At 29.9% G+C, this 26,428-nt stretch carries 25 protein-coding genes; 14 read left to right on the forward strand and 11 right to left on the reverse strand.

Features of this window, described 5'->3' with window-relative positions; translation table 11 throughout:
• Position 1 precedes the first annotated feature (1 nt).
• Positions 2-1,303, reverse strand: coding sequence for an MFS transporter (locus L8Y18_RS06525; protein WP_263669897.1), 1,302 nt, complete (start codon positions 1,301-1,303; stop codon positions 2-4).
• Positions 1,304-1,379: 76 nt separating this feature from the next.
• On the opposite strand from L8Y18_RS06525, the gene L8Y18_RS06530 reads away from it, so the two are divergent.
• Positions 1,380-1,997, forward strand: coding sequence for a non-canonical purine NTP pyrophosphatase (locus L8Y18_RS06530; protein ID WP_263676517.1), 618 nt, complete (start codon positions 1,380-1,382; stop codon positions 1,995-1,997).
• A 61-nt stretch (positions 1,998-2,058) separates the two neighbouring features.
• On the opposite strand, the gene L8Y18_RS06535 is transcribed toward L8Y18_RS06530, so the two are convergent.
• Genes L8Y18_RS06535 through L8Y18_RS06545 form a run of 3 tightly spaced genes read right to left on the reverse strand, consistent with a single transcriptional unit; the run spans position 2,059 to position 5,753 of the window.
• Positions 2,059-4,488, reverse strand: coding sequence for an efflux RND transporter permease subunit (locus tag L8Y18_RS06535; RefSeq protein ID WP_263676518.1), 2,430 nt, complete (start codon positions 4,486-4,488; stop codon positions 2,059-2,061).
• Complete coding sequence (locus L8Y18_RS06540; protein ID WP_263664930.1) at positions 4,488-5,057, reverse strand: ABC transporter substrate-binding protein; 570 nt, start codon at positions 5,055-5,057, stop codon at positions 4,488-4,490. Before L8Y18_RS06540 ends, L8Y18_RS06535 begins: the two co-directional genes overlap by 1 nt.
• Before the next feature lie 9 nt (positions 5,058-5,066).
• Complete coding sequence (locus L8Y18_RS06545; RefSeq protein ID WP_263676519.1) at positions 5,067-5,753, reverse strand: VacJ family lipoprotein; 687 nt, start codon at positions 5,751-5,753, stop codon at positions 5,067-5,069.
• A gap of 212 nt (positions 5,754-5,965) precedes the next feature.
• Between L8Y18_RS06545 and modA the strand changes: the two genes are divergently transcribed.
• The 4 genes from modA to L8Y18_RS06565 all read left to right on the forward strand — a co-directional run bounded on the left by modA (position 5,966) and on the right by L8Y18_RS06565 (position 8,454).
• The gene (gene modA / locus L8Y18_RS06550; protein ID WP_263671132.1) at positions 5,966-6,712 is read left to right on the forward strand and encodes a molybdate ABC transporter substrate-binding protein; all 747 of its coding nucleotides are present in this window, start codon (positions 5,966-5,968) and stop codon (positions 6,710-6,712) included.
• Positions 6,709-7,098: a hypothetical protein gene (locus tag L8Y18_RS06555; RefSeq protein WP_220566930.1), complete on the forward strand. Its 390-nt coding sequence runs from the start codon at positions 6,709-6,711 to the stop codon at positions 7,096-7,098. Before modA ends, L8Y18_RS06555 begins: the two co-directional genes overlap by 4 nt.
• Entirely contained in the window at positions 7,092-7,946 is an 855-nt protein-coding gene (locus L8Y18_RS06560; RefSeq protein ID WP_263661263.1) for an ABC transporter ATP-binding protein, read from the forward strand. The genes L8Y18_RS06555 and L8Y18_RS06560 overlap by 7 nt, the downstream gene beginning before the upstream one ends.
• A 193-nt stretch (positions 7,947-8,139) precedes the next feature.
• Positions 8,140-8,454 (forward strand): DMT family transporter, encoded by a 315-nt coding sequence (locus tag L8Y18_RS06565; protein ID WP_263669893.1) that lies wholly within the window; start codon positions 8,140-8,142, stop codon positions 8,452-8,454.
• A gap of 10 nt (positions 8,455-8,464) precedes the next feature.
• On the opposite strand, the gene L8Y18_RS06570 is transcribed toward L8Y18_RS06565, so the two are convergent.
• A complete protein-coding gene (locus L8Y18_RS06570; protein ID WP_133319766.1) occupies positions 8,465-10,117 on the reverse strand; it encodes a 4Fe-4S dicluster domain-containing protein in 1,653 nt (550 codons plus the stop codon).
• Between the two features lie 89 nt (positions 10,118-10,206).
• On the opposite strand from L8Y18_RS06570, the gene selA reads away from it, so the two are divergent.
• The 4 genes from selA to L8Y18_RS06590 are packed head-to-tail and all read left to right on the forward strand — an operon-like array spanning position 10,207 to position 14,617.
• Positions 10,207-11,538 carry an L-seryl-tRNA(Sec) selenium transferase gene (gene selA / locus L8Y18_RS06575; protein ID WP_133319767.1) on the forward strand — a complete coding sequence of 444 codons (1,332 nt, stop codon included), beginning with the start codon at positions 10,207-10,209 and terminating at the stop codon, positions 11,536-11,538.
• Positions 11,531-13,336 (forward strand): selenocysteine-specific translation elongation factor, encoded by a 1,806-nt coding sequence (selB, locus tag L8Y18_RS06580; protein WP_263676520.1) that lies wholly within the window; start codon positions 11,531-11,533, stop codon positions 13,334-13,336. The genes selA and selB overlap by 8 nt, the downstream gene beginning before the upstream one ends.
• Before the next feature lie 53 nt (positions 13,337-13,389).
• Entirely contained in the window at positions 13,390-14,103 is a 714-nt protein-coding gene (locus tag L8Y18_RS06585) for a thioredoxin fold domain-containing protein (RefSeq protein ID WP_220566922.1), read from the forward strand.
• Complete coding sequence (locus L8Y18_RS06590) at positions 14,090-14,617, forward strand: hypothetical protein (protein WP_133319770.1); 528 nt, start codon at positions 14,090-14,092, stop codon at positions 14,615-14,617. Before L8Y18_RS06585 ends, L8Y18_RS06590 begins: the two co-directional genes overlap by 14 nt.
• A gap of 22 nt (positions 14,618-14,639) precedes the next feature.
• Here L8Y18_RS06590 and gdhA read toward each other — a convergent pair whose 3' ends face one another.
• The 4 genes from gdhA to gltX form a co-directional block, all read right to left on the reverse strand.
• Positions 14,640-16,007 (reverse strand): NADP-specific glutamate dehydrogenase, encoded by a 1,368-nt coding sequence (gdhA, locus tag L8Y18_RS06595; RefSeq protein ID WP_263676521.1) that lies wholly within the window; start codon positions 16,005-16,007, stop codon positions 14,640-14,642.
• Between the two features lie 12 nt (positions 16,008-16,019).
• Complete coding sequence (locus L8Y18_RS06600; RefSeq protein WP_133319772.1) at positions 16,020-16,685, reverse strand: MqnA/MqnD/SBP family protein; 666 nt, start codon at positions 16,683-16,685, stop codon at positions 16,020-16,022.
• Between the two features lie 247 nt (positions 16,686-16,932).
• A complete protein-coding gene (locus L8Y18_RS06605) occupies positions 16,933-18,168 on the reverse strand; it encodes a malic enzyme-like NAD(P)-binding protein (protein WP_263676522.1) in 1,236 nt (411 codons plus the stop codon).
• A complete protein-coding gene (gene gltX / locus L8Y18_RS06610) occupies positions 18,168-19,559 on the reverse strand; it encodes a glutamate--tRNA ligase (RefSeq protein ID WP_263671127.1) in 1,392 nt (463 codons plus the stop codon). Before gltX ends, L8Y18_RS06605 begins: the two co-directional genes overlap by 1 nt.
• 64 nt (positions 19,560-19,623) lie before the next feature.
• Between gltX and L8Y18_RS06615 the strand changes: the two genes are divergently transcribed.
• Positions 19,624-20,451 (forward strand): peptidylprolyl isomerase, encoded by an 828-nt coding sequence (locus L8Y18_RS06615; protein ID WP_263660169.1) that lies wholly within the window; start codon positions 19,624-19,626, stop codon positions 20,449-20,451.
• Between the two features lie 18 nt (positions 20,452-20,469).
• Here L8Y18_RS06615 and L8Y18_RS06620 read toward each other — a convergent pair whose 3' ends face one another.
• Complete coding sequence (locus L8Y18_RS06620; RefSeq protein ID WP_258108146.1) at positions 20,470-21,801, reverse strand: acetyl-CoA carboxylase biotin carboxylase subunit; 1,332 nt, start codon at positions 21,799-21,801, stop codon at positions 20,470-20,472.
• Position 21,802: 1 nt separating this feature from the next.
• Positions 21,803-22,252: an acetyl-CoA carboxylase biotin carboxyl carrier protein gene (accB, locus tag L8Y18_RS06625; RefSeq protein WP_258108147.1), complete on the reverse strand. Its 450-nt coding sequence runs from the start codon at positions 22,250-22,252 to the stop codon at positions 21,803-21,805.
• 131 nt (positions 22,253-22,383) lie between these two features.
• Between accB and dcd the strand changes: the two genes are divergently transcribed.
• From dcd to L8Y18_RS06645, 4 genes are read left to right on the forward strand one after another with little or no spacing between them, the layout of a single operon-like run.
• Positions 22,384-22,944, forward strand: coding sequence for a dCTP deaminase (dcd, locus tag L8Y18_RS06630; RefSeq protein ID WP_012661997.1), 561 nt, complete (start codon positions 22,384-22,386; stop codon positions 22,942-22,944).
• 50 nt (positions 22,945-22,994) lie between these two features.
• Positions 22,995-24,002, forward strand: a complete 1,008-nt coding sequence (pseB, locus tag L8Y18_RS06635; RefSeq protein WP_133319776.1) for a UDP-N-acetylglucosamine 4,6-dehydratase (inverting) — start codon at positions 22,995-22,997, stop codon at positions 24,000-24,002.
• Positions 23,999-25,129, forward strand: a complete 1,131-nt coding sequence (gene pseC / locus L8Y18_RS06640) for a UDP-4-amino-4,6-dideoxy-N-acetyl-beta-L-altrosamine transaminase (RefSeq protein WP_263676523.1) — start codon at positions 23,999-24,001, stop codon at positions 25,127-25,129. Before pseB ends, pseC begins: the two co-directional genes overlap by 4 nt.
• 4 nt (positions 25,130-25,133) lie before the next feature.
• Positions 25,134-26,393, forward strand: a complete 1,260-nt coding sequence (locus tag L8Y18_RS06645) for a DUF4910 domain-containing protein (RefSeq protein ID WP_263676524.1) — start codon at positions 25,134-25,136, stop codon at positions 26,391-26,393.
• Positions 26,394-26,428: the final 35 nt, after the last annotated feature.

Below are 26,428 nucleotides of genomic sequence, written 5' to 3' on the forward strand. Positions count from 1 at the left end.
ATTATTTTCCAATAATCGCTAAAATTTCTTCTTCGCTTGTAAGTTTTTTATTGTATTTAATCACTAAAAATTTAGAGTTTTTATACACATCTAAAACTCCATTTATGCCTTTAATCATATTTAAATCATGTTTTGTTTCTAAAGATAAATAGACATTTTTAAAATCTGCCGGACTTTGTAAAAACAAAAGCAACACAAACCAAATTACAGACAAAGCTATCAAAATAAAAGCAAGAGCAACTAAACTAAAATGGTGTAAAAAATACCCTCCAACGACACCACCTAAAAAGCTTCCAAAATAGCCAAAAGCATTAAACACACCCAAAGCTGCGCCTTTTTCATTTACCTTAGCAAATTTACTCGCACAACTTTGCATAATAGGCTCATGCAAATTAAATCCTATAAAAAACACTACAACACCCACCATAAACACTAAAGCATTATGCGAAAAAGCAAATATAATATAAGCAATGATAAAAAACGCCACACCTAAAAGCAATATCTCTTTACTTAAGCCTCTTTTTTCTCCTAAAGAACCCGATAAACCCATAGCTAAAAACCCAAGCACCATAGAGCTAACATAAACATGCCATAAATTCTCACTTGGATAATTAAACTCATGTACTAAAACCAAAGGAATACTTAAAAACGCAATACTCATAAGCATTTTTTGCATACAATTAGTAAGATTCATCAAAGCTAAGTTTTTTTCTTTTAAAAGTTTTTTTAATGGGGTTTTAGTATTTTCATGTACTATTGTATGCTCTTTTGGCACAACGCTAAATAAAAGCACTATACAAATTAAACTCAAAATAGCACTTAAATCAAACAAACTTGAAAGTCCAAATTTAGCACTCATTAAAGGAGAAAGCACCAAAGAAGCTGCAAAAGAAAGTCCTATAAATGAACCCATGATGGCCATAGCCTTACCGCGATTTTCTTCATTGATAAAATCACTTATCATAGCAGTAGCTACTGCTCCTATGGCTCCTGCACCTTGTAAAAGCCTTCCAAACATCATCGTATAAATATCATCAGCATATGAACATACCAAAGAACCTATGATAAACACCACAAGTCCTATTAACATAGTTTTTTTACGCCCTATTTTATCTGAAATAATACCAAAAGGAACTTGCAATGCCATTTGAGTTAGAGCATACACACCTACTAAAAGCCCTACTAAAAACTCATTAGCTCCTTTTAAATTTAAAGCATATAAACTTAAAACCGGTAAAACTATAAACAATCCAAAAAATCTAGTTCCTACAATAAAAGACAAAGGTAAAACGGTTTTTAACATCTTTTCTCCTTATAAAGGATAATTTTACTATGATTTTGATAAACTTTTTTTAAAGTCAAAACAAAAAGAGTAATTTATGAAGAAAAAATTAAAAACCATTCTAGCAACTTCTAACGCACACAAAGTAGAAGAAATCAAAAAATTTTTAACTACTTATGAAATTTATGCCTTAAATGAAATCATCACCCCTTTTGAAATCATCGAAGATGGCACAAGTTTTAAAGAAAATGCTTTGATAAAATCTAAAGCTATTTTTAATGCTTTAGGCAAAAAACAAAATGAATTTATCACCTTAAGCGATGATAGTGGTATAAGCGTAGAGGCTTTAGACAATGCGCCAGGGATTTTTTCTGCAAGATACTCTCAAGAAGGCACTGATGAGGCCAATAGAAACAAGCTCATCCAAGCTTTACATGAAAAAAATCTACATCAAAGCAAAGCTTTTTACACTGCAGCCATAGCCATAAGCTCAAAATATGGACATTTTAGCACGCATGGATATATGCATGGCCTTGCTATTGACACTCCAAGGGGTAATAATGGCTTTGGGTATGATCCTTTATTTATCCCAAAAGGTTTTGATAAAACTTTAGGTGAATTAGACGAGCAAGTAAAATTAAAAATTTCACACCGCTCACAAGCACTAATGTTTGCTACTTATATCTTAAGGGTATTAGAAAAAATGGAGTATTAATGAAACAATTTATAAAATATATGCTTATTGCTTTTGGTGTTTATGTGATTTGGATTTTACTTTATTTTAATTTTGCTTTAAAATAATGATAAGTTAAAATAAAACTTGGCAATAAAAAAAGCGAGCCAAACAAAAGCAAGCTCATAGCTAAAACCGTAAGCAAACCAAAATAAATCGTCGGGATAAAATTACTGCTAATCATCACTAAAAAACCTAGAATAATCGTAACACTAGTATAATAAATCGCACTTCCTATACCTATATGTGAAGCTTTTATAGCCTCTTCTAAGCTTTTATGTTTTAATTCTTCTTTAAAACGATGAATATAATGAATCATATCATCAACCCCTATTCCTATACAAATAGCAGCTATGGTAATACTCATAATATCAAGTGGTATATTTAAAACACCCATTAAGCCAAACACTAAAGCTAAAGGTATAAGATTGGCCAAAATTGCCACAAAAGCATAAACAAAACTTCTAAAAATCACCACAAACAAAGCAAAAATCACAAGCACCACAAAGGCTAAAGTGTCAAATTGTGATGAAAAAAGACTTTGAAGCATATTATTATACAAAGGCATAATACCACTGATTTTAACCTCTACATTATCATTTTGCAAAAGCTCATTTAAGTCTTTTTCAAGCTGTTTTAAAAAAGCATCGCGTCTTAAATTTGGATCACTATCTAGCATACGCACACTAAATCGCAACTCATTATTTTCTACACTAACAAAAGGGGTTAAAACTTGCTTTTTAAAATTCTCATCTAAATTTTCATATAAAAACGCTAGAGCAAAATCATCTAAAGTCTTACCATCATTAATGCTTTTTCCAAGCTCTAGCAAACTTTGCAAGCTAAGCACAGAACCTACATATTTTTGCTTACTTAAAAACTCATGAACCTTAGCAGCTATTCTTGTTTTTTCACTACTAAAAAAATACCTATCATCTTTGGATAAATCATCAAATTCTTGTTCAAACTCATCTAAGCTTTCATTTTGTTTTGGATTTTGCTTAAATTTGACAATCACATCTAAAGGCATAGTTCCACCTAGCTCTTTATCTATAATCAACAAACCTTGTTTAATCCTAGAACTATCTTTAAAATAACTCACAAAACTATTTTCTACTTTAATTTGCAAAATTCCATACAAAGCAAAAGCTACACAAAATAAACTTATACCATAGATAAATTTTCTATGTTTTAAACTTACATTTGCACAAAAACTTAAAAATTTCAACGAATTTTGATTAAGCTCTTTAAAATTTAAACGCGGCATTAATACTAAAATACTTGCAAAATAAATATAAGCTAAAATCAAACTCACACTGATGCCAAGGCTCATCATAATACCAAGTTTAATAATAGGCTCAATATCTGAAAAAACAAAACTTAAAAACCCAACAACCGTGGTTAAAATAGCAAAAAAACTAGGACTTGCTTTATCAAGTAAGGTTGAGAGCAAAAGCTTATAAACGCTAGCTTTTGGGTGTTTGTGTAAATTTTCTATAAAATGCACGATTAAGTGTATCACAACAGAGACAGTGATAATGAGTACCAAAGCTACATAGTTTGAAGACACCACAGTAATATCAAAGCCCAAAAGTGCGAAAATCCCGCTTGAAGTAAAAAGTGAAACCACACAAATTCCCAAAGCCAAAAACACTAAACACAAAGAGCCAAAAAACCACCAAAGTGCTATAAATAAAAGCCCTATTAAGCTAAGTCCATAAATTTTTAAATCATTTTTTACATAATTAATCATATCATTAGCGATCATTTCAACACCACCAAGGTGTAAAAAGTCTCCATTTTGACTATATTTAGATACTATTTTAGTAATTTCTTCTAATCTTTTTGCACTAAATTCCCTTGAGCTTTCTTGGTGCTTTTTAATCAAGGCTCTAAAATGCTCTTTTTCATTTTCACTTTTTGCACTATCTCTTGAATTAATCAAGTCATTATAAACAAGATCAGGTGCTAGATAAATCAAAATTCCCGTTGTTTTTCCATCTTTTGAGATGATATTATTTTTATAAAAGGGTTGATTTAAAATTTCTTTTTTAGCTAGATTAACATCCACATCTTGACTAAAAATATTAGGTATATTTTGGATAAGCTCTTTTAATTCTTTACCTTTAGAACTTGCAAGTAAAGGCGCATTAGTGATAGAAAGTACCTTTTGCACACCATTGATTTTTTCTAAATCAAGGGTTAAGTTTTTGATAGTTTCTAAATTTTCTTTAGCAAAAATATCTTTATTTTTAGGAGCAAAAGCAAGCATTAAAAAATTATCATTGCCATAACGTGCTGAAACTTCTCTATATAGTTTCAAACCCTCATCATGCTCTAAAAGCAAGCTTTCAGCACTTGCATCAACACTTAAATTTTTAGCAAAAAAACTAAAAAATATACAAAAGATTAAAGTAATCCCCAAAGTTAGCTTTGGGAAATTAAGAAAAATTTTTAAAATTTTACTTAGCATTATTTAGAAAAATCAACACTAGAAAGCTTTTCAAGCAAGGTTTTAAAATCACCATTTTGTAAGACATCTTTAAATTGTGAGCGATAAGTTTGTATAATACTTATACCAAAAATATCCACATCATAAATTTGCCAGTCATTATTTTTATCATAAAATTTAAAGATTACAAAATTTTCTTTACCATCTACTATCATAGAAGTTTTTAAAAAGGCTCTTTTATTTTTTTCTTCTAAATTAATCACTTTTAATTTTTGAGAATCATACAAAGCAAGCTTATCTGTGAAACTTTTTTTAAGGTTTTTTTCAAAAGCTTTGTTAAATTCATTTTTTTCATTTTCACTTAATTTTTCATATCTTGTAGAAAGACTAAGCTTAGCCATAAACTCATAATCAAAAACACCATCAAATAAAGTAAAGATTTTTTCCGCTGCTTTAGCTTTATCGTTTTTATTTTGATCTAGAATTTTTAAGCTCTCATCAATTTTTTCTTGCATGGTTTTAGAAATATCTTGCAAATTTAAAGCAAAAGCAAATACTACGCTAAAAAGCAAAACTATGATTTTTTTCATTTTATCTCCTTATTTGATGAGTTCTTGGCGTCTTTGTTCATACGCATCGCGTATAAAAATGTAATAATCTACACTATTTTGGTAAATATCATCTATTTTTTCATACTCAAAACTTAATTCATTGAGTTTTAATGCAGCATTTACACCCACACCAACCCAAAAATTCTCAATATACCCCTCAGGCACCATAAACCAATTTACAGGCAAAGCTAAAGCATCTCTTACATTATAAGGGCCTAAAAACGGGAGCACTAAATGCGCTCCACTACCTACTCCCCATTTACCCAAAGTCGTTCCAAAATCAGCTTCATAACTTTTTAAAGGAGTTTTACTCGCACTATCTAACAAACCAAATCCAAAAATCACATTCACACAAAATCTTCCAAATTCCTCACCAGCTTTTCTAAATTCTAAACTTAAAAGATGATTAATAAATCTAAAAGGTGATCTTGTGGTATCAAAAGCATTTTTTACACCTGTTCTTATAAAGCTTGGAGTAATGCTTTTATAAGAAAGCACAACCGGTCTTAAAAAATAAGTATAAAGATCATAATTAAATTTATTCATAGCTTTATTGTAAGTATAAAAGCTATCTTTGACTTCTTTTTTTTGATATTCTTGTTCAAAATCTTCAAAGTCATTTGCTAAAATCAAAGTGTTAAAAAATAAACACAAAGTTAGTATGTATTTTAACAAGCTTTTTCCTTTTAAAATTTCATAAATTGAAATCTTATATTATACAAAAATTAAAATAAATTTTTACATTAAAAATATTCTTTAAAAAAAAATTAGTAATTTTTATTTACTTATGAAATAAGTCTTAGAAAATATGCAAAAAATATAAATTTATTTTTGCTTTTAAAAATAAGCTATAATTTTTTTAAAATTTACTATTAAAAGGATAAAAAATGAAAAAAATTTTTACCCTACTTTTTTTGTGTATTTTTGGCTATAGTGCTGATGTAAATATCGCTGCAGCTGCAAATGTAGCTTACGCTTTTAAAGCCTTGCAAAAAGAATTTCAAAAAGAAAACCCTGATATTAGTATCAATGTAAGCTTAGGCGCTAGTGGAAATTTAGTCTCACAAATTAAAAATGGTGCGCCATTTGATATATTTATGGCTGCAAATATGAAATTTGCACAAAGCTTGTATGATGATAATTTTACTAGCACAAAACCTGTTATTTATGCTCAAGGAGCTTTAGCTTTACTCAGTGTTAGAATGGATTTAAGCAAAGGATTAGACACACTTAAAGAAGAAAAAGTAAAAATCATCACCATAGCTAATCCCAAAGCTGCTCCTTATGGTCAAGCTAGCATAGAAACTTTACAAAATACTAAAATTTATGAGCAAACAAAAGCTAAAATCATCGAGGCAAAATCTATAGGAGAAGCACTTACTCAAACATTAAAAGCAGCCGATGTGGGTTTTATAGCAGCAAGTGCTTTATATGAAGATACGCTAAAATCTTATAAACTCCAAGAAGGAAAAAATTATATTTTAATCAATCCAAAGCTTTATGAACCAATCAATCAAGGCATTGTTATCACTTCTTATGGTAAAGATAATGCTAAAGCTAAGAAATTTTATAATTTTATTTTAAGCAAAAAGGCTAAGGAAATTTTCAAAGCTTATGGCTATAATATCCCATGATTAAAGCTAAAATAAATACTATAAAAAATCATGAAAATATAAACTGGGTAGAATTTCTTATAAATAAACATAAATTATTTATGCTTGCTTTAGAACTTGATGAAAAAGCAAGCATTGATCAAGAAGTTTTACTAGCTTTTAAAAGTAGCGAGTGCTTACTTAGTAAAAAAAATTTAGAAAATTCATTTTTAAATACCTTTTATGCAAAAATCATTGATATTTTTCAAGGACAAATCATCACTATCGTAAGATTAGAAAATGAAATTTGCACTTTCGAAGCTCAAATTAGCACCCATGAGTTTTTAGAGCAAAATTATCAAAAAAATGATTTTGTATTTGCTTATGTACATCCTAGTGCTTTATTTATCAAAGAGTATTTATGCTAAAACTTGACTTTGAAAAAATCTTTAAAAATAAAGAAAAAGAATTTAAACTTAAGATTAAATTTGAAGTTAAAGAAGGAGAATTTTGTGCTATTTTTGGAAAAAGTGGTAGTGGTAAAACTACGCTTTTGAGAATTTTAGCAGGTTTTGAAAAAGCACAAGGAATTTGCACTTTTAATAATACGATATTTTTTGATGATAAAAACTTTCTAAGCCCACAAAAAAGAAAACTTGGCTTTGTTTTTCAAGATTATGCTTTATTTGAAAATATGAATGTAGAACAAAACTTACTTTTTGCTAAAAAAGATCTAAAATTTGCTAATGAGCTTTTAGAACTTTTAGATTTAAGCAAACACAAAAAAAGTCATATTTTAGAACTAAGCGGGGGACAAAAACAACGCGTAGCTTTAGCAAGAGCCATTATGCAAAAACCCAAACTTTTACTTTTAGATGAGCCATTTAGTGCCTTAGATAATGAGATAAAACTACACTTGCATGATTATCTTTTAAATATACATAAAACTTATAAAATCACTACTATTTTAATCAGCCATGATGTAAGTGAAGTTTATAAACTAGCTAATAAAGTCATCATTTTAGAAAATGGAGCTATCATCAAAGAAGGCTCGCCTAATGAAGTTTTTTTAAAGACACAAGGCTCGCAAAAATTTGCCATAAAAGCACGCATTTTAAAACTACAAAAGCAAGATAGCATATTTATAGCCATACTTGCCATAGGTAATCAAATCAGCCAAGTAGCACTAAGCCCTTTAGAAGCTAAAGATTTTAAAGAAAATGATGAAGTGCTTTTGAGCCAAAAAGCTTTTGCGCTAAATTTAACTAAGATATAAAAAACAATGTTAAAATAAGATAAATTATCACAAGGTTATAAATGACTTATGGATTTTTTATCTTAAAATTTTATACTAGCTTATGGACAAAATGGAAGATAAGATTATCTTGTGGTTATTTTATAGCCCCTACTGCACCACCTTTTATCCTTTTGTAGTTTCATTTTTAAATTAATTTAAAAGGATATATAAAATGCATTGGCTAGTATTAGCAATTAGTATAATTTTTGAAGTGATTGCAACAAGCTCGATGAAGTATGCAAGCATAAGTAAAAATAATCTTTATTTAATCGTTTTTGCGGTGTTTTTTTCATTTTCTTTAGCAGGTTTATTTTATGCTTTGAAAAAAATTGATTTAAGTATAGCTTATGCAACTTGGGCAGGTTGTGGTTTGGCATTAGTTAGTGTGGTGGGATTTTTAATCTTTAAAGAAGCAATTACTCTTAATAAAATCATTTTTATTATTTTAATCATCACTGGAGTGGTGGGATTAAAACTTAGTGCTTAAGCCTTTTGGCTTAAAGCACATTCATACTTTGTATCATTACTTTTGCTTTACATTCAGCACAGCAATATAGTGTTTTTATCTTAGCTTCATCACCCATAAATCTTGGCTTCATAATGCTAGCAATTTTCTCAATGGCCTTTTTAGTAGCAAATTCTTTCCCACACTCTACACAAGCAAAAAGTTCATCTTGAGCTAAAACCATAAAAGAAAAATACTCTTTTTCCAAATCTATCCCACTTCTTTGAAGCATTAAAGTATCTTTTTCAGCACAACTTGCCTCACAATACCCACAGGTAGTACATAAACTTGCGTTAAATTTCAAAGAATTATCTTTAGTATCAGCCACTAAAGCTCCTACATTACAAGCTCCCACACAAGAAAGACATAAAGTACAGGTGTCTGCATTGATGGTGATTTTTCCATAGCGTATCCATTCTTTACTTGGGATATTGCCTAAATTTTCTTCCTTTATAAGCTCTCTTAATCTTATAGCAAAATCTTCTCTTTTTAAAAGCGCAGGGTTATAAGATATAAATTTGAGATTTTCTATAAAATGTGCTTGATTTATAGCCTCTAAAAGTTCTTTTTCATCTTTAGCTAGAAAAATTGCGTTTTGTTTAAATTTTCTTTGAAAAATTTCATTCATCAAAGCTATCACTTCTAAAGCACCTTGCGATAAGCCATCACTATAAAAAATCACACTCGCACCACTTGTTTGAAGCATAGCTAAAAAATGTGCTTGATCAAGATAATTCTCGCCTTTAATCATAAAAGGCATTACATCTTCTTTTAAAGTGATATTTAAATTTTCTATAGACATTTTCTCAGGGATTATTAAAATGATTTTATCTTCATAAAATTTTAAAATTTCATAAAAGCTATTGCGTGGCATAGGTGCATAATCAAGCGCTCCACTAGGACAAATCCCTACACAATCACCACAGCTTAAACAATCCACATGAGAAAATTCTAATTTTCTTTGCTCATCATCTTTTAAAATAGCCACACTAGGACAAATTTCAGCACATTTTCCACAATGAATACTTCTTCTTTCATGGTATTGACAAATGCTATCATCATAACTAATATAATTTCTAAATTTATATTTTGGAGAATTAGAATTTAAAAGTTTTATAAGTTCTTCTTGACTTAAGGTGGTTAAATCATAGCAACCACTTTGTTGATCAAAACTTTCTTTTTTTACATCATATAAGAAAAAATCACAATCAATCTCTACTTGCTCATTATCTTTTAAAGCTATCACGCAAAGCTCACCTACACAACCCAAAACACCCAAACATTGCTCATTACTTAGTTTTAAAACCTTGTATTCTTGTTTTTTTAAGCTTTCAATAAGCTCATTTTGATCCTCATTGCTTACAATAATTACATTTTTACCCACTTCTTTGGTATATTCTAAATCAAGCCCTAAATCATAAACTTTAGATCTAATTTTATATAAGGACTCAATAGTTTTGGCTTTTTTAAGCACATCATCTTGTGAGTTTTTAAGGTAAAAATTAATCTCAGGTGCATAAACTTCAGGATTTAAAAGCTTTGAATTTCCTATAAAAACTTCTTCATTACAGGCTTTTTGAACTATGCTAATATCATCACTTAAAGGAATTAAATCTTCATTTTCTAAAAATACAAAATCTTTCATAACACTCTCTTTTAAATTTTTTAATCTTAATTATATAAATTTCATTATAAAAAAGTTATAATTTTACTAATTTATTCTTAAGGTTTAAGATGAACAAATTTAGAAATTTTCCACCTATAAACACACTTATAAACGATGAAAACTTGGCTAATTATCCTTTGTATTTAAGATCTCATTTTGCAAAAATAGTTGTTTCAAATTGTAAAAAAGAACTAAGTAAAAATGAAAATTTAAATTTTAGCTTGCAAGATTTGCTAAGTAAAATTGCCCAAAGTATTGATGAGTTTTTAAACATGCAAAGTCAAAGTTTGATCAATGCTAGTGGAGTTATCATACATACTAATCTTGGTCGTAGCATTATTGATGAGAGTATTTTTGAAAGAACTAAAGAAATCATCTGCTCTTATTCTAATTTAGAGTTTAACATGCAAAGTGGTAAAAGAGGCTCAAGGTATAACGCACTTAGTGCAAATTTAAAAATATTATTTGATTGCGAAGATTGCTTGATTGTTAATAATAACGCTTCAGCTGTATTTTTAATCTTAAATACCTTAGCAAAAAATGAGGAAGTTATTACTTCAAGAAGTGAGCTAGTTGAGATTGGGGGAAATTTTAGAATTCCTGAAGTTATGCTAGCAGCTGGAGTTAAACTAAAAGAAATAGGCACGACTAATAAAACTCATTTATATGATTATGAAAAAGCTATCAATGAAAATACTAAGATGATTTTAAAAACTCATCGTTCTAATTTTGCTTTTAAAGGATTTTTCGAAGAAGTAAGCTTAAGTGAAATTCATGCTTTAGCAAAAAAGAAAAAACTCATATCTTATTATGATTTGGGCGCTGGATGGTGTGAAAAGATTAATAAACAACTTAGTAAAAATGAGCCAAGTGTAAAAGAGCTTTTAAAACATTGTGATATTTTAAGTTTTAGTGGCGATAAGCTTTTTGGCTCTACTCAAGCAGGCATTATACTTGGAAAGAAAAAATACATTCAACAATTAAAGAAAAATCAACTTCTAAGAATGCTAAGGGTTGATAAAATCACTCTAGCTTTTTTAAATGAAACTGCTAAAGCATACTTAGAAAAAGAATATGAAAAAATCCCCACACTAAAACTTTTAAATGATGATTTAAAAACCGTAGAAAAAAAGGCTCTCTTTGTCAAAGAAAAAATTCCTATAAAATGTGAGTTAAAAGCTTCTAAAAGTTTAGTAGGTGGTGGCTCTATGCCTGATAAAAGCTTAGATACTTTTGTGTTAAGTTTTGATGAGAAAGCTTTGCTTTTACAAGAAAAATTTAGAAAAAAAGGCGTAATCGGCCGTGTTGAAAATGGGCATTTTGTGCTAGATTTTAGAAGTATTTTAGAAAAAGATTTAAACAAAATAATAAGCATTATTAAAGAGGTATTTCATGCATAGTATCATCATAGGCACTGCTGGGCATATTGACCATGGTAAAACTTCGCTTATTAAAGCTTTAAATGGTTTTGAAGGTGATAATTTAAAAGAAGAGCAAGAAAAAGGCATTACGATTAATCTTAGTTTTTCAAATTTAAAAAGTGAAAATTTAAATATTGCTTTTATCGATGTGCCTGGGCATGAAAGTTTAATTAAAACTATGATAAGTGGTGCTTTTGGCTTTAGAGTATGTATGTTTGTCATAGATATAAACGAGGGTTTAAAGGCTCAAAGTATAGAGCATTTAAGGGTTTTGGAATTTTTAGGCGTAAAAGATGTAGTGCTTATTTTGAGTAAGGTTGATTTATGCAAGGATTTAGTACAAAAGCAAGCAGAGCTTTTAAAAGAATTAAAAGCCTTTAAAATCAATATCTTAAAAGTTTTTCCAACAAGCATTTATGATGAGCAAAGTATATTAAATTTAAAAAACTATCTACTTAGTTTAAAGCCTAAAGAAAATGATGAAAATTTGATTTTTAGATACTACATTGATAGGGTTTTTTCTCTAAAAGGTATAGGAACGGTAGTAACAGGGAGTTTAAATGAAGGAAAAATAAGCAAAAATGAAAAAATATTTTGCCTTGAAAATCAAAAAGATATCATTGTAAAAAACATACAAATTCATGAAGAAAATGTTTTAGAAGCAAAAGCTTATAATAGAGTTGCTTTGAGTTTAAATTGTGATTATCATGAGTTAAAAAAAGGCTATATATTAAGTAAAAAAGGTGTTTTTAAAAGCTTTAAAAGTATCGATGGGGTTGTTTTTAGTACAGAGATTAAACACGGGAGTATTTTAGAATTTTGTAGTGGCTCAAAAAAGCTTAATACAAAAATTAGTGTAATCAAAGAATTTGAAGATAAAACTTATATTAGCTTAGAGTTTGATAAAAACCTACCTTTGTGTTTTGATGATAAATTCATCTTGCTTGAAAATGGGCGTATTAAAAGTGGTGGTGTGGTTCTTAATGCGGTAAGTGAGCCTTTAAAAAAAGATATAAAAGCTAAGTATTTAGCACTTTTAGAACAAAAAGATTTTAAAAAAGTATTTGAGTTTTTAAAACAAACTCACAAACTTGGCTTTGGATTACTTTCAAGCTATCAACGCTTTAAACTCACTCATGAGCAAGCCCTAAACCTAGCAAAAAGCTTAAATCATGTTTTTGTCGATGAGCAAGCTTTAAATGTATATGATTTAAATGCTATACAAACTTTGAAAGAATTTATTGATTTTATTTTCTCTAAAAATCCTTATGCTTTAATCTCGCCTCATTCTATCGCCTTAAGGCTTAGCTGGGCAAGTGAGAGCTTTTGCGCTTATACACTCAAGCAAATGCAAGAAAAATTAGATTTTAAAGATGGCATATGGTTTTTAAAAGGACAAGATTTTGAAAAATTACAAGAAAAGGCTCATTGTGAGCTTTATGAAATTTTAAAAAAAGAAGGTATAAAACCTACCGCACCTTACAATCTTTATGAATATTTAGAGCTTGATAGGAAAAATGGAGATCTTATCTTAAAAAAACTCACTAAAGAAAACAAAGTCAAAAGATTAGCACATAATCTTTTTATAGAAAAAAATACTCTTGAAAATCTCATGCAAGAGTTTTTAAAACTTTTGCAAAATCATCATTTAGATGTAGCTTTTGTTAAAAATCATTTTCAAATTTCAAGAAAATATGCCATAGCTTATTTAGAATATCTTGATAAAAACTATCCTCAAGTTAAAAAAATAGAGGAAAAAAGAATATTAAAAATCTAAGTGTTAAAGATTACATTTTATAATGTGCAAAAATTTTAAAACAAAGGAAAATGATGAAAAAATCTTTAGCTCTCTTAACCCTTGCTAGCTCTTTATTTGCTGCAAGTAATGAAGAAATTATTAATTTTTTTAAGAAAAATCCAAATTTATCAAATGCAAACATTAGTGTTTCTAGTAGAGAAAAAATTCCTGATACTAACTTTGAAGCTGTGATAGTTAATTTTGAAATTAGTGGTAAAAATTTCCAAGAAATCGTTTTCACTCAAGATAATATCATCACAACTGAAGTAATTGATGTAAAAAAAGGTGAATTTTACTCTCAAGTTTATCAAGCAAAACTCATGGAAAAACAACAAGCTGAATTTTCAAAAAAAGCTCTAGTTGAACTTAAAAAAGAAAAAATGTTTATTTCTTTAGGCGATAAAAACAAACCTTTACTTTATGTTTTTAGCGATCCTGAATGTCCATATTGTAGAATGCATTTAGATAAAATAGAAGAAACACTAAAAACCCATCAAGTGAAATTTATCTTAACCCCTATCCATGATACTAGTGCTTTTGAAAAATCTGCATTAATTTACAAAGAAAGTAAAAATGCTAAAGATGATGCACAAAAAATCGCTATCATGAAAAAATATTATGATAAAAATTTAAAAGATTATAAAAAACCTAGTGAAGCTGAGGTTAAAGCAGTAAGAGAAACTTTCGCAAAATACTCTAAACTTGGTCTTCGTGCTGTGCCAACTATAATCGATGCTCAAAAATAATTTTTTCTTGCTTGTGTTTGCACTATTTTTAAGTGCTTGCACAGGCCCTATGCAAACTTTTATCCAAACAAATAATGAAGGTATTTTCCTGCATGCTAATAAAAATCAAAGTTTTTCTTTACACATCAATAATCCTTCAAAATTAAACACAAATTTAGAAGCCAAGCTCGCTCAAAAATTACAAAATTTAGGCTTAGTTTTAAATAATGTTCAAAGTGATTATAAAATTTATATCAATATAGTAGATTTTAAGAAATTTTCTTACGCGCAAAGATTACGCGCTTCTAATGCGAGATTTTTTTATAATGACTTTGATAAAATAGATGATGTTTTTGAAATGGAAGTAGAAAATTACTATCTTTTGCAAGTTAATTTACAAATTAGCTCCAAAAACTCTACTCAAAGCACCTCGCTTTTAGCAAGAACTGCTTATCTTGGCAATATAGACAGAGCCAAAGAGTCTTTAGAAGAAAAAATCGCTAATCAAATAACAAGCTTTTTTTATATACACTAAAGATGGCATTTAAGCCATCTTTTTAAATATAACCATGATCAATCATCGCATCAGCTACTTTTTTAAAGCCTGCTATGTTTGAACCTACTACTAAATTTCCTTCATGATTATAAGCTTTTGCACACTCGTATGAATTTTCAAAAATATTTTTCATAATCTTATATAATTTTGCATCAACCTCCTCAAAGCTCCATTGACACATACTTGCATTTTGTTGCATTTCAAGTTGAGAAGTCGCTACACCACCTGCATTAGCAGCCTTAGCTGGCGCAAATAAAAAGTCTTTTTGATTTAACATAAAATCGATCGCTTCAAGTGTGCTTGGCATATTAGCTCCCTCTGCTACCATACGACAACCATTGTGATATAAGGTTTTAATATCTTCTAAATTTAATTCATTTTGCGTAGCACTTGGAAAAGCTATATCACAAGGTATACTCCATACTCCATTACAACCTTGTTTATACGCACTTTTTGGAGTAAAAATAGCACCTTTTTTAAGCATTGCATAATCACTCACTCTAGCTCTTTTTACTTCCTTAATTTCTTTTAATAAATCTAAATCTATCCCATCTTTATCATAAACAAATCCATCGCTATCGCTTATTGTGATTGCTTTTGCACCAAGTTGATGTAATTTTTCTATGGTATAAATTGCCACATTTCCACTACCTGAAACTGCACACTCTTTTCCTTCTAATGCATTGTTATATTTTGCTAGCATTTCTTGAGTAAAATACACACAGCCATACCCTGTTGCTTCTGTTCTTACTAAACTTCCACCCCATGGAATTTTCTTTCCCGTTAAAGTTCCATCAAAATTAGAGCTAATTTTCTTATAAGCTCCAAACATATATCCAATTTCTCTAGCACCAACCCCTATATCACCTGCTGGCACATCAGTGCTTGCACCTATGATTTTTGAAAGCTCGGCCATAAAAGCTTGACAAAAACGCATAATTTCTGCTTCGCTTTTACCTTTAGGGTCAAAATTTGCTCCTCCTTTAGCTCCCCCTATCATTAAACCTGTTAGAGAGTTTTTGAAAATTTGTTCAAAACCTAAAAATTTCAAAACATCTAAATCTACACTAGGATGAAATCTGATCCCACCTTTATAAGGTCCTAAACTAGAATTAAACTGTACTCTATAACCAAAATGCGTTTGAGCTTTACCCGCATCATTGATATATACAACTCTAAATATAGTCGTTTTTTCAGGCATAACAATACGCTCTAATATAGCATGATCTTGATAAGTTTTGTTAGATTCAAGTAAAGGTTCTAAAGAATTTAACACCTCAGTTGCTGCTTGAAAAAAGATAGGTTGTCTTGGGGAAGTTGCTTGAATTTTTTCTAAGGTTTCATTGATATATTGTTTAGCTATACTCATAAATTGTCCTTTTTATAGTATCTTGCTGTTTGCATTAGCTAAAAATTTTTTTAGCGCCTTTTGCTCCTTTGTTCCTATTTTGTAGTAAATTAGCTTTAAATATGCACTAATTTCTTTTTGAGAAAGATTTCTTGACTTAGAATAATCTAGCAAAATATATTGCGGAATGAAAATTTTACTTTTTGTGAAATTTTTCATCATTTTTTTATAAATAGAAAAATTTTTAATACAAGAAAATCGAGCAAAAACAAAAGGTAGTTTTGTCTTTTCATACCATAATTCGCATAAATCAATATAATCTTTTGGATTTTGCAAATAAAGTTTTAAAGCCTTATCACCGATGATAACCTCCCCTTTTTGCTTTAAAACTTTTGCAAGAGCATTAGAAGTTGCAGAGCTTGCATCTTCTTTGCTTTCAGATTGTTTTTTCACTAAAACGCTTTTTACCTTTTTGCTTGCGCAAATCCCCACATTTAAGGTTTTGTATTTTTTTCTACGACTTTCAACACTTGAGATAATCGCTGCATCAATGCGTCTAAAATACAAATGGCGATTTAGCTTACTAGGAACCCCTTTTTTGTATTCTGTAGTTTGCTTAACATAGCTAGGAAAAGCTGATTTTTTAAGATAGATATGTAAAGGGAGTAAATTAAGATAATCTATCTTACCAAAAATCATCTCGACCTTTCTATGATTAAGTAAAAATATCCTATTAAAAAATATCTTAAATATAAATTAATTTTATTAAAAACACTAGTAATATCAAATTTATATAATTTAAAAAGAAAAAAAGTAACATTTAAAACATATTTTTTAAATGATTTTTAAAAAATATGTTTTTATAACTCATATAAACAATAAAAAATAGATAAAATTAAGTTTTATAATAAAAAATTATTTTAAATAAAACTTAATTTATAAAAAATTATTTTAAACTATCAAAATATCTCTGATAATCAAAATTATTTATCAAAGCTACTCCATCTTCAACCGCAGCTTTTGCTACCGCAGCACTAACTACAGCTTTTACTCTGCTATCAAATGGTTTTGGTATCACATAATCTCTACCAAAACTAAGCTCTTCTACTCCATAAGCTTGTTTTACCTCATCAGTTACTTCAAGCTTAGCTAAATCAGCCAAAGCTTTTGCGGCTGCTATTTTCATATTTTCAGTAATTTTAGTTGCCTTTACATCTAAAGCTCCTCTAAAGATAAAAGGAAAACCTAAAACATTATTAATTTGATTTGGATAATCACTTCTACCTGTTCCAACTATAGCATCGTTCCTAACTCTTTTAACATCTTCTGGCATTACTTCAGGTATAGGATTAGCTAATGCAAAAATCACGGGATCTTTTGCCATACTTAAAATCATCTCATCATCTAAAATCTTAGGTGCACTCAAACCCAAAAATACATCAGCACCTTTTAAAGCTTCTCTTAAAGTGCTATCTTTGATATCGCTTACAAATTCTAGTTTGTATTTATTTAAATCATCTCTTTGAGTATTAATCACACCTTTACTATCTACTAAAACGATATTTTTAACCCCTAAATTTCTATACATTCTAGCACTTGCAATACCTGCTGCACCTGCACCACTTACCACTACTTTAATATCTTCAAATTTTTTACCACTAATTTCCATAGCATTCATTAATCCTGCTGTAGAAATGATCGCGGTTCCATGTTGGTCATCATGCATTACAGGAATTCCAAGATCTTGCAAAGCAGCTTCTATTTCAAAGCATTTTGGTGCTGAAATATCTTCTAAATTAATCCCTCCAAAAGTAGGCGCTATAGCTTTACAAAAAGTAACAATTTCATCTATACTATGAGCATTAATTTCTAAATCATAAGCATTAACATTAGCAAATTTTTTAAACAAACAAGCTTTTCCTTCCATAACTGGTTTGCTTGCACTCGCTCCTATATTGCCAAGTCCTAAAACTGCACTACCATCGCTTACTATAGCAACTAAATTAGCTTTATTAGTGTATTTATAAGCTAAAGTTTCATCTTTTGCTATCTCAATACAAGGTTCAGCAACCCCAGGAGAATACGCCAAAGATAAATCATGTGCACTATCCATAGGCTTTCTAGCAACAATATCTACTTTACCACCTAAGTGATATTCTAAAGCCTCTTCTTTTAAATTCATTATTTTTCCTTCATATAATTTAGTAAATTTTTTATCCTAAGTTTAGCCTTTTGCACTCCTAAAAATTCCAATACTTCAAATATACTAGGACTAACCGAGTTTCCTGTGAGTGCAATGCGTATAGCTTGAGCTAGATCTTTTAACTTAAGATTATTTTCTTCTAAGAATTGATTAGTTAATTCTTCAAATTCACAAGCATTTTTTTGCTCATTTAAAACCATAGCGTATTTTTCCAAATAAGTTAAATTTGTAACATTAAGAAATTTATCTACAGCCTTTTGATCATATTCTTTTGGGTCATTTAGTAACACTTTAGCCCCACTAATAATATCATGTAAGGTTTTAGCTCTCTCTCTTAACATATCTAGCAAAAAGCCTGCTTTTTCATACTGACTTAAATCAAATCCTAAATCTTTTAATTGTCTATTGATTTCTTCAAAAGGTAAAGTTTTAATATAATGAGCATTAAGCCATTCTAATTTTTTAAAATTATAACAAGAAGCACTTTTGTTAATATGATTTGGATCAAAAAGCTCTTGCATACTTTCTAAAGAAAAAATTTCATCATCGCCATGACTCCAACCAAGACGCACTAAGAAATTAAGCAGGGCTTGAGGTAAAATCCCCATATTTTTATATTCCATCACATCAGTTGCTCCATGACGCTTAGAAAGTTTCTTACCATCTTCACCATGTATCATAGCTACATGATAAAATTTAGGTATTTTAAAGCCTAATGCTTCATAAAGGACAATTTGTTTTGGAGTATTTGATAAATGATCATCTCCTCTTATAACATCACTCACACCCATTAGTGCATCATCAATTACAACGGTTAAATTATAAATTGGGCTACCATCGCTTCTTGCAATCACAAAATCATCTAAAATATCTTCAGCCTTAAAACTAACCTCGCCTTTAATGCCATCTATAAATTTAATCTCTCCACTTTGTGGTGCTTTTATACGCACCACAGGCTCAATACCACTTGGGGGAGTTCCTTTAAAATCTCTATATCTACCATCATATTTTGGACGCTCTTTAGCTGCTTCTTGCTTAGCTCTTAACTCATCAAGCTCTTCTTTGCTCATATAACAATAATAAGCCTTGCCCTCATCTAATAATTTTTGAATGTATTTTTTATAAATATCAAATCTTTGAGATTGATACTCAATCGTCCCATCATAATCAAGCCCACACCATTTAAATGCTTCTATAATAGCTTGCGTAGCTTCTTGTGAATTTCTTTTTAAATCCGTATCTTCAATACGCAATAAAAATTTACCCTTATTTTTTCTTGCATAAAGATAATTATATAAAGCTGTTCTAAGCCCTCCTATGTGCAAATATCCTGTTGGAGAAGGAGCAAAACGCGTTGTGATTTCTTGCATATTTTTACCTTTTTTAAATTTTTATTGTTATAATGCTATATTTACACTTAAATAAAGGTTTTATATGAGAAAATTTTTAATATCTTGTTGTTTTGCTGCAAATATTTTATATGCTCAAACCCTTGGTGGTGTAGCAATGGTAGTAGAAAATCAACCTATTACTCTTTATGATATAGAACAAACTATGAAAGAATTAAAAACTAATGACAAACAAAAAGCTATAGCATTTTTAGTAGATGATAAAGTTCAACAAAGCGAAGCTAAAAAGCTAGGAATTTATGTAAGCACTTTTGAACTTAATGAAAAATTAGCCCAAATAGCAAAAGGCAATAAAACTGACATTAATGGTTTGCAAGCAAAGATAGAAAAAGATGGTTTAAGTTTTGAAGTTTTTAAAAACAAAGTTAGAAAAGATCTTGAAAGAGAAAAACTTTATAGAAGCATAATGCAAAATGCAAAAATCAATATTGATGATGAAACACTAAAACATTTTTATGAAAGCAATCTTGATAAATTTAGCACTTTTTCAAATATAGACTTAGTTGTTTATAATTCTACTAATCCTGAACTTTTACAACAGCTTGCACAAAATCCTATGTATAAAAATTCTCAAATTAAATCAAAAGCCATTAGTTTAAACGCAGCTAGTTTAGATCCAAGATTACTTGCTTTGTTAAATAATACAAAAATAGGAGAATTTACTCCAGTGTTAAATGGCGAAAACGCTTATATAGTGTATTTTGTAAAAGAAAAATATGGTAAAAATCCTATCGAATTTGATTTAATCAAAGATCAAGTTAGCAATGTCTATACCCTAACTCAAAAAGAACAAGCCTTAAAAAATCATCTTGATAAAATAAGAGCAAATGCTCATATAGAAGAATTAAGATAGGTTAAAACCTATCTTCAATTAATGTCTTGAAAGATAATTTGTATCATAATTATTATTGATAAAATCTGCATTATCCATCATCGCTAAATGAAAATCCTTGGTTGTTTTTATCCCACCTACAATAAGCTCTTGCAAGGCTATTTTCATTTTAGCTATAGCTGTGTTTCTATCTTCTCCCCAAACGACTAATTTTCCAATCATAGAATCATAATAAGGAGGCACACTATAATCTTGATAACAATGGCTTTCCATTCTTACATTGCGTCCTGCAGGAGCTACATATTTTGTGATTTTACCTGGGCAAGGCAAGAAAGTTTTAGAATCTTCAGCAGTAATTCTACATTCTATAGAATGACCTTTAAGTTTAATTTCTTCTTGTTTTGGTAAAGGATACCCTTCTGCTACTTTAATCATAAGCTCGATAATATCTACCCCGCTTACCATCTCACTCACACAATGCTCAACCTGCAAACGCGTATTCATCTCGATAAAATAAAAATCTAAATTTTTATCCACTAAAAACTCAAAAGTTCCCGCACCCTCATAATCAATAGCCTTAGCAGCTTTAACTGCTGTTTCATGAAGTCTTGCTCTTGTTTTTTCATCTAGTAAAATTGCAGGAGATTCTTCTATAAGTTTTTGATGGCGTCTTTGCATAGAGCAATCTCTCTCACCCAAATGTATCACATTTCCAAAGCTATCTCCTATGATTTGCACTTCTATATGGCGCGGGTTTTGGATATATTTTTCCATATACATAGTTCCATCGCCAAAAGCACTCATCGCTTCACTTTCTGCTGACCAGTAAGCTTTTTCTAAATCTTTTTCATCTTCAACTACACGCATACCACGGCCGCCACCACCTGCTGCTGCCTTTAAAATCACAGGATAGCCTATTTCTTTAGCAAGTTTTTTTGCTGCTTCAACCCCATTTAAAGCCCCATCGCTTCCTGGGATTACAGGCACACCTGCTCTTTGCATTACTTGTTTTGCTTTACTTTTATCACTCATTAGTGCCATAGCAGCTACTGAAGGGCCTATGAATTTGATATTATGTTTTGCACAAATTTCAACAAAATTTTGATTTTCACTTAAAAATCCATATCCTGGAAAAATCGCATCCGCTTCACTAATTTCAGCTGCACTAATAATAGCTGGGATATTTAAATAGCTTTCTGAACTTCTAGCATTTCCTATGCAAATACTCGCATCAGCATATTTTAAATACAAAGCATCCTTATCTGCAGTAGAATACACACAAATTGCTTTTTTTCCCATTTCTTTTACAGTTCTTAAAGCTCTTAATGCAATTTCTCCACGATTTGCTATTAAAACTTTTTTAATTTCCATTTTATAATTTCTCCACCACAAATAAAGGCATACCAAATTCTACAGGCTGGCCATCTGCAACTAATACTTCTACTATCCTACAATCATATTCAGCTTCGATTTCATTCATAATTTTCATCGCTTCAATAATTGCTATAGTACTTCCTTTTTTGATAGTTTGTCCTGCTTTAGCAAAAGGTGCTGCACCTGGGCTTGGAGCTTGATAAAAAGTACCTACCATAGGGCTATTGATAGTCGGTTTATTAGAAGAGTTTGAGCTTGCTTTGGTTTCATTAACTACATTTACATTAATTGGCTGTGGAGCTGGAGCAACAGGAGTTGGAGCTGGTAATTCACAACACATATCTCTTTCAAGTTCTATTTCAAATCCATCTTGTTCTTTTATTTTAATCTTGCTTATATTTGCTTCTGCAAAAAGTTGCATTAGTTCTTTGATTTCTTCTTTTGTCATATATTCTCCTTAATTTATAAGACTTAATTTATAATTATATATAAAAATACTAAAAATAACTTCAATTATTTATTTTTTACTTTTATTTTAAGATATAATTTAAAAATTCACTTTAATTATAAAGGACAAAAATGGGCTTAAAAGCAGATAATTGGATCAAAAAAATGGCATTAGAGCACAATATGATAGAGCCATTTTGTGAAGCAAATATAGGTAAAGGTATAGTTAGTTATGGGCTTTCAAGCTATGGATATGATATAAGAGTTGGAAGAGAATTTAAGATTTTCACTAATGTAAATTCCACCGTTGTAGATCCTAAAAATTTTGTAGAAGAAAATGTAGTAGATTTTGTAGGCGATGTATGTATAGTACCTGCAAATTCTTTCGCGCTTGCAAGAACGGTTGAGTATTTTAAAATGCCAAATGATGTTTTGGCTATTTGTCTTGGCAAAAGTACTTACGCAAGATGTGGCATTATAGTAAATGTAACTCCTTTTGAGCCAGGTTTTGAAGGACATATCACTATAGAAATTTCAAACACAACCCCACTACCTGCTAAAATTTATGCTAATGAGGGTATAGCTCAAGTTTTATTTTTACAAGGAGATGAGCCTTGTGATGTAACATATGCTGATAAAAAGGGTAAATACCAAGCTCAAACAGGTATAACTTTACCAAGAATTTTAAAATAATTTTATTTTCAACCGATATAAAAACTTAGTCAAGTAATAGGAAAATATATATGTTTAATGGAAAAAGCATTTTAATCACCGGTGGCACAGGAAGTTTTGGAAAAACTTATACTAAAACTTTACTTCAAAAATACAAACCTAAAAAAATCATTATCTATTCACGCGATGAACTCAAGCAATTTGAAATGGCAAGAGAATTTAATGATGATTGTATGCGTTATTTTATAGGCGATGTAAGAGATAAAGAAAGATTGAGCATAGCAATGAAGGATGTTGATTTTGTCATTCATGCAGCTGCTATGAAACATGTGCCAATTGCAGAATATAATCCAATGGAATGTATAAAAACTAATATCCATGGAGCACAAAATGTAATCGATGCGTGTTTGGAAAATAATGTAGAAAAATGTATCGCTCTTTCAACCGATAAAGCATGCAATCCTATTAATTTATATGGAGCTACAAAGCTTGCAAGTGATAAGCTTTTTGTAGCAGCAAACAACATCGCAGGAAATTCTCATACTAAATTTAGCGTTACAAGATATGGTAATGTAGTGGGCTCAAGAGGATCTGTCATACCATTTTTTAAAAAACTAATCAATGAAGGCGCTAAAGAACTTCCTATCACAGATGAGAGAATGACAAGATTTTGGATATCCTTAGAAGATGGAGTTAATTTCGTGCTGAATAATTTTGCCTATATGCATGGAGGGGAAATTTTCGTACCAAAAATTCCTTCTATGAAAATCGTTGATTTAGCTAAAACTATGGCTCCTAATTTAGCTCATAAAATCATAGGTATAAGAGCAGGTGAAAAACTACATGAAATTATGATTTCAAGTGATGATAGTCATTTAACTTATGAATTTGAAAATTATTATGCCATTAGCCCAAGTATTCAATTTAATAACACTAATGTTGATTTTAGTATAAATGCAAAAGGACAAAAGGGTAAAAAAGTTTCTAATGGCTTTTCTTATAGCTCTGATAATAATCCATCATGGATTAGCCAAGAAGAACTTTTAAATATAATAAATCATACAGAGCTTGAAAAATGATAACTTATTCTCATCAAAATATTGACGAACAAGACATACAAGTAGTTTGTGAGGCTTTAAAAGATGATTTTTTAACCGGTGGAAAAAAGGTTGAAGAATTTGAACAAGCCCTTTGTGAATATGCGGGTGTAAAATATGCTTGCGTGCTAAATTCAGCTACTTCTGCTTTACACCTTGCATATTTATCTTTAAATGTAAAAGATAAAATTGTCTTAACAACCCCCATTACCTTTGCTGCAACTGCAAATGCAGCTTTAATGGCAGGTGCTAGGGTTGAGTTTATAGATGTAAAAAGCGATGGAAATATTGATGAGAAAAAACTTGCTTTAAGATTAAGCCAAGATAGCTCTAATATAGGAGCGATTTGCGTGGTTGATTTTGCGGGAAATAGTGTAGAAATGGATGAAATTTTAGCCTTAGCTAAACAACACAACATCCCACTAATTGATGATGCAAGTCATGCCCTAGGTGCTATTTATAAAGATCAAAAAGTAGGTTCTATGGGAGATTTGAGCATATTTTCTTTTCATCCGGTTAAACCTATTACAACCTTTGAGGGTGGTGCGGTTGTTAGCAATGATGAGGAATTAATCTCAAAAATCAAGCTTTTAAGAAGTCATGGCATAGTCAAAAAAAGACTTTGGGATAGTGATATGATTGAACTAGGCTATAATTATCGTTTAAGTGATGTAGCTTGTGCTTTAGGTATAAATCAACTAAAAAAACTTGATAATATGCTAGAAAAAAGAGAAATCATCACAAGTTTTTACGATAAAGAATTTGAAAAAAATCCTTATTTTAGCACTATAAAAATCAAAGATTATAAAAAAAGCTCAAGACATTTATATCCTATTTTGCTTTTTCCTGAGTTTTATTGCCAAAAAGAGATTATTTTTGAAAAATTATTAAATTTGGGCATAGGTGTACAAGTACATTATAAGCCTGCTTATGAGTTTAGTTATTATAAAAACTTATATGGAAATTTATTCTTAGAAAATGCGGATAATTTTTATAAAGCTGAACTTAGCATACCTGCTCATCAAGAAATGAATTTAAAAGAAGTACAATTTATTAAAGATAGTTTATTTAAGATTTTAGAAGAAACTAAAAAGGCTTGTTGTGAGTAAAAGTATGTATGAGCTAGTTTGTGAGCTTTTTCCTATATGCAGAAGTATTACCGGGAAAGGCTTTAGACAAAGCTTAAAAATACTTGATGAGGCTATGGGGGAGGGTATATTAAAAATTCACTCTATAGCAAGCGGGAGTAAAGTATTTGATTGGGAAGTACCTGCTGAATGGGAAATAAACGATGCTTATATCATCACTCCAAATGGAGAAAAAATTTGTGATTTTAAGCAAAATAATCTTCATGTATTAAACTATAGCACAGGCATAGACACAGAGCTTAATCTAGCAAGCTTACAAGAACACCTTTACTCTATAGAAGAAATGCCTGGTGCCATACCTTATGTGACAAGCTATTATAAAAGGCGTTGGGGGTTTTGTATAAAACACAAAGATAGAGTTAAACTAAAAGAAGGAAAATATAAAGTTTTCATAGATGCAAAGCACCATGAAAATGGAGTTTTAAACTATGCTGATTTACTCATACCTAGCACGCAAGAAACAAAAGATGAAATTTTAATTTCCACTTACCTCTGTCATCCATCTATGGCAAATAACGAGTTAAGTGGTCCTGTGGTAGCTGCATTTTTAGCTAAATGGCTTTTAGAACTTAAAGAGAGAAAATACAATTATCGTTTTATTTTTACTCCTGAAACCATAGGGAGTATAGTTTATCTTAGTAAACATTTAAAGCACTTACAAAAACATACCAAAGCAGGTTTTGTACTCTCTTGTATAGGTGATGATAATGCTTACTCACTCATTCACACTCCAAGTGAAAATACCCTAGCAGATAAAGTAGCTTTACATACCTTAAAAGAAAAAAATAATTTTAAAGAATTTAGCTTTTTAGATAGAGGCGGCAACGAAAGACAGTTTTGCTCTCCTTTAGTAAATTTACCCGTAGTTTGTGTGTGTAGGACTAGATTTGGTGATTATAAAGAATACCACACTAGCAAAGATGATTTAAATTTCATCAGCAAAAAAGGATTGCAAGGTGGCTTAAAAGCTATGCAAGAAATCATTATGAATTTAGAAGTTAATGAAATTTATCAAATCACAACTTTTTGCGAACCAAATTTGGGTAAAAGAGGCTTATATCACACTTTAAATCAAGGAATTACTAAAAAACCAATCTCCGCTGATTTTTTAGCATATTGTGATGGTAAAAATGATGTTTTAGATATAGCTTCAAAGCTAAACATGCAAGCTTATGAATTAAAAGATTTAATAGAAAAATTAAAATTTCACGGATTGATAAAATGAAATATTTCTTAGAATACAATGATAAAAAATACTCT

The organism is Campylobacter sp. CNRCH_2007_0968H (assembly GCF_025773245.1).
GTDB classification, from domain to species: domain Bacteria; phylum Campylobacterota; class Campylobacteria; order Campylobacterales; family Campylobacteraceae; genus Campylobacter_D; species Campylobacter_D lari_D.

What these genes read in the sequence shown, in the direction of transcription:
- L8Y18_RS06600 (WP_133319772.1), bottom strand. Translation starts at nt 16,685, where the DNA reads ATGATTTTTGGTAAGATAGATTATCTTAATTTACTCCCTTTACATATC.
- gdhA (WP_263676521.1), bottom strand. Translation starts at nt 16,007, where the DNA reads ATGAGTATAGCTAAACAATATATCAATGAAACCTTAGAAAAAATTCAA.
- pseB (WP_133319776.1), top strand. Translation starts at nt 22,995, where the DNA reads ATGTTTAATGGAAAAAGCATTTTAATCACCGGTGGCACAGGAAGTTTT.
- accB (WP_258108147.1), bottom strand. Translation starts at nt 22,252, where the DNA reads ATGACAAAAGAAGAAATCAAAGAACTAATGCAACTTTTTGCAGAAGCA.
- L8Y18_RS06620 (WP_258108146.1), bottom strand. Translation starts at nt 21,801, where the DNA reads ATGGAAATTAAAAAAGTTTTAATAGCAAATCGTGGAGAAATTGCATTA.
- L8Y18_RS06540 (WP_263664930.1), bottom strand. Translation starts at nt 5,057, where the DNA reads ATGAAAAAAATCATAGTTTTGCTTTTTAGCGTAGTATTTGCTTTTGCT.
- L8Y18_RS06590 (WP_133319770.1), top strand. Translation starts at nt 14,090, where the DNA reads ATGCTCAAAAATAATTTTTTCTTGCTTGTGTTTGCACTATTTTTAAGT.
- L8Y18_RS06565 (WP_263669893.1), top strand. Translation starts at nt 8,140, where the DNA reads ATGCATTGGCTAGTATTAGCAATTAGTATAATTTTTGAAGTGATTGCA.
- L8Y18_RS06525 (WP_263669897.1), bottom strand. Translation starts at nt 1,303, where the DNA reads ATGTTAAAAACCGTTTTACCTTTGTCTTTTATTGTAGGAACTAGATTT.
- modA (WP_263671132.1), top strand. Translation starts at nt 5,966, where the DNA reads ATGAAAAAAATTTTTACCCTACTTTTTTTGTGTATTTTTGGCTATAGT.
- L8Y18_RS06605 (WP_263676522.1), bottom strand. Translation starts at nt 18,168, where the DNA reads ATGAATTTAAAAGAAGAGGCTTTAGAATATCACTTAGGTGGTAAAGTA.
- L8Y18_RS06615 (WP_263660169.1), top strand. Translation starts at nt 19,624, where the DNA reads ATGAGAAAATTTTTAATATCTTGTTGTTTTGCTGCAAATATTTTATAT.
- gltX (WP_263671127.1), bottom strand. Translation starts at nt 19,559, where the DNA reads ATGCAAGAAATCACAACGCGTTTTGCTCCTTCTCCAACAGGATATTTG.
- L8Y18_RS06560 (WP_263661263.1), top strand. Translation starts at nt 7,092, where the DNA reads ATGCTAAAACTTGACTTTGAAAAAATCTTTAAAAATAAAGAAAAAGAA.
- selA (WP_133319767.1), top strand. Translation starts at nt 10,207, where the DNA reads ATGAACAAATTTAGAAATTTTCCACCTATAAACACACTTATAAACGAT.
- selB (WP_263676520.1), top strand. Translation starts at nt 11,531, where the DNA reads ATGCATAGTATCATCATAGGCACTGCTGGGCATATTGACCATGGTAAA.
- L8Y18_RS06535 (WP_263676518.1), bottom strand. Translation starts at nt 4,488, where the DNA reads ATGCTAAGTAAAATTTTAAAAATTTTTCTTAATTTCCCAAAGCTAACT.
- L8Y18_RS06555 (WP_220566930.1), top strand. Translation starts at nt 6,709, where the DNA reads ATGATTAAAGCTAAAATAAATACTATAAAAAATCATGAAAATATAAAC.
- L8Y18_RS06585 (WP_220566922.1), top strand. Translation starts at nt 13,390, where the DNA reads ATGAAAAAATCTTTAGCTCTCTTAACCCTTGCTAGCTCTTTATTTGCT.
- pseC (WP_263676523.1), top strand. Translation starts at nt 23,999, where the DNA reads ATGATAACTTATTCTCATCAAAATATTGACGAACAAGACATACAAGTA.
- L8Y18_RS06530 (WP_263676517.1), top strand. Translation starts at nt 1,380, where the DNA reads ATGAAGAAAAAATTAAAAACCATTCTAGCAACTTCTAACGCACACAAA.
- L8Y18_RS06570 (WP_133319766.1), bottom strand. Translation starts at nt 10,117, where the DNA reads ATGAAAGATTTTGTATTTTTAGAAAATGAAGATTTAATTCCTTTAAGT.
- dcd (WP_012661997.1), top strand. Translation starts at nt 22,384, where the DNA reads ATGGGCTTAAAAGCAGATAATTGGATCAAAAAAATGGCATTAGAGCAC.
- L8Y18_RS06645 (WP_263676524.1), top strand. Translation starts at nt 25,134, where the DNA reads ATGTATGAGCTAGTTTGTGAGCTTTTTCCTATATGCAGAAGTATTACC.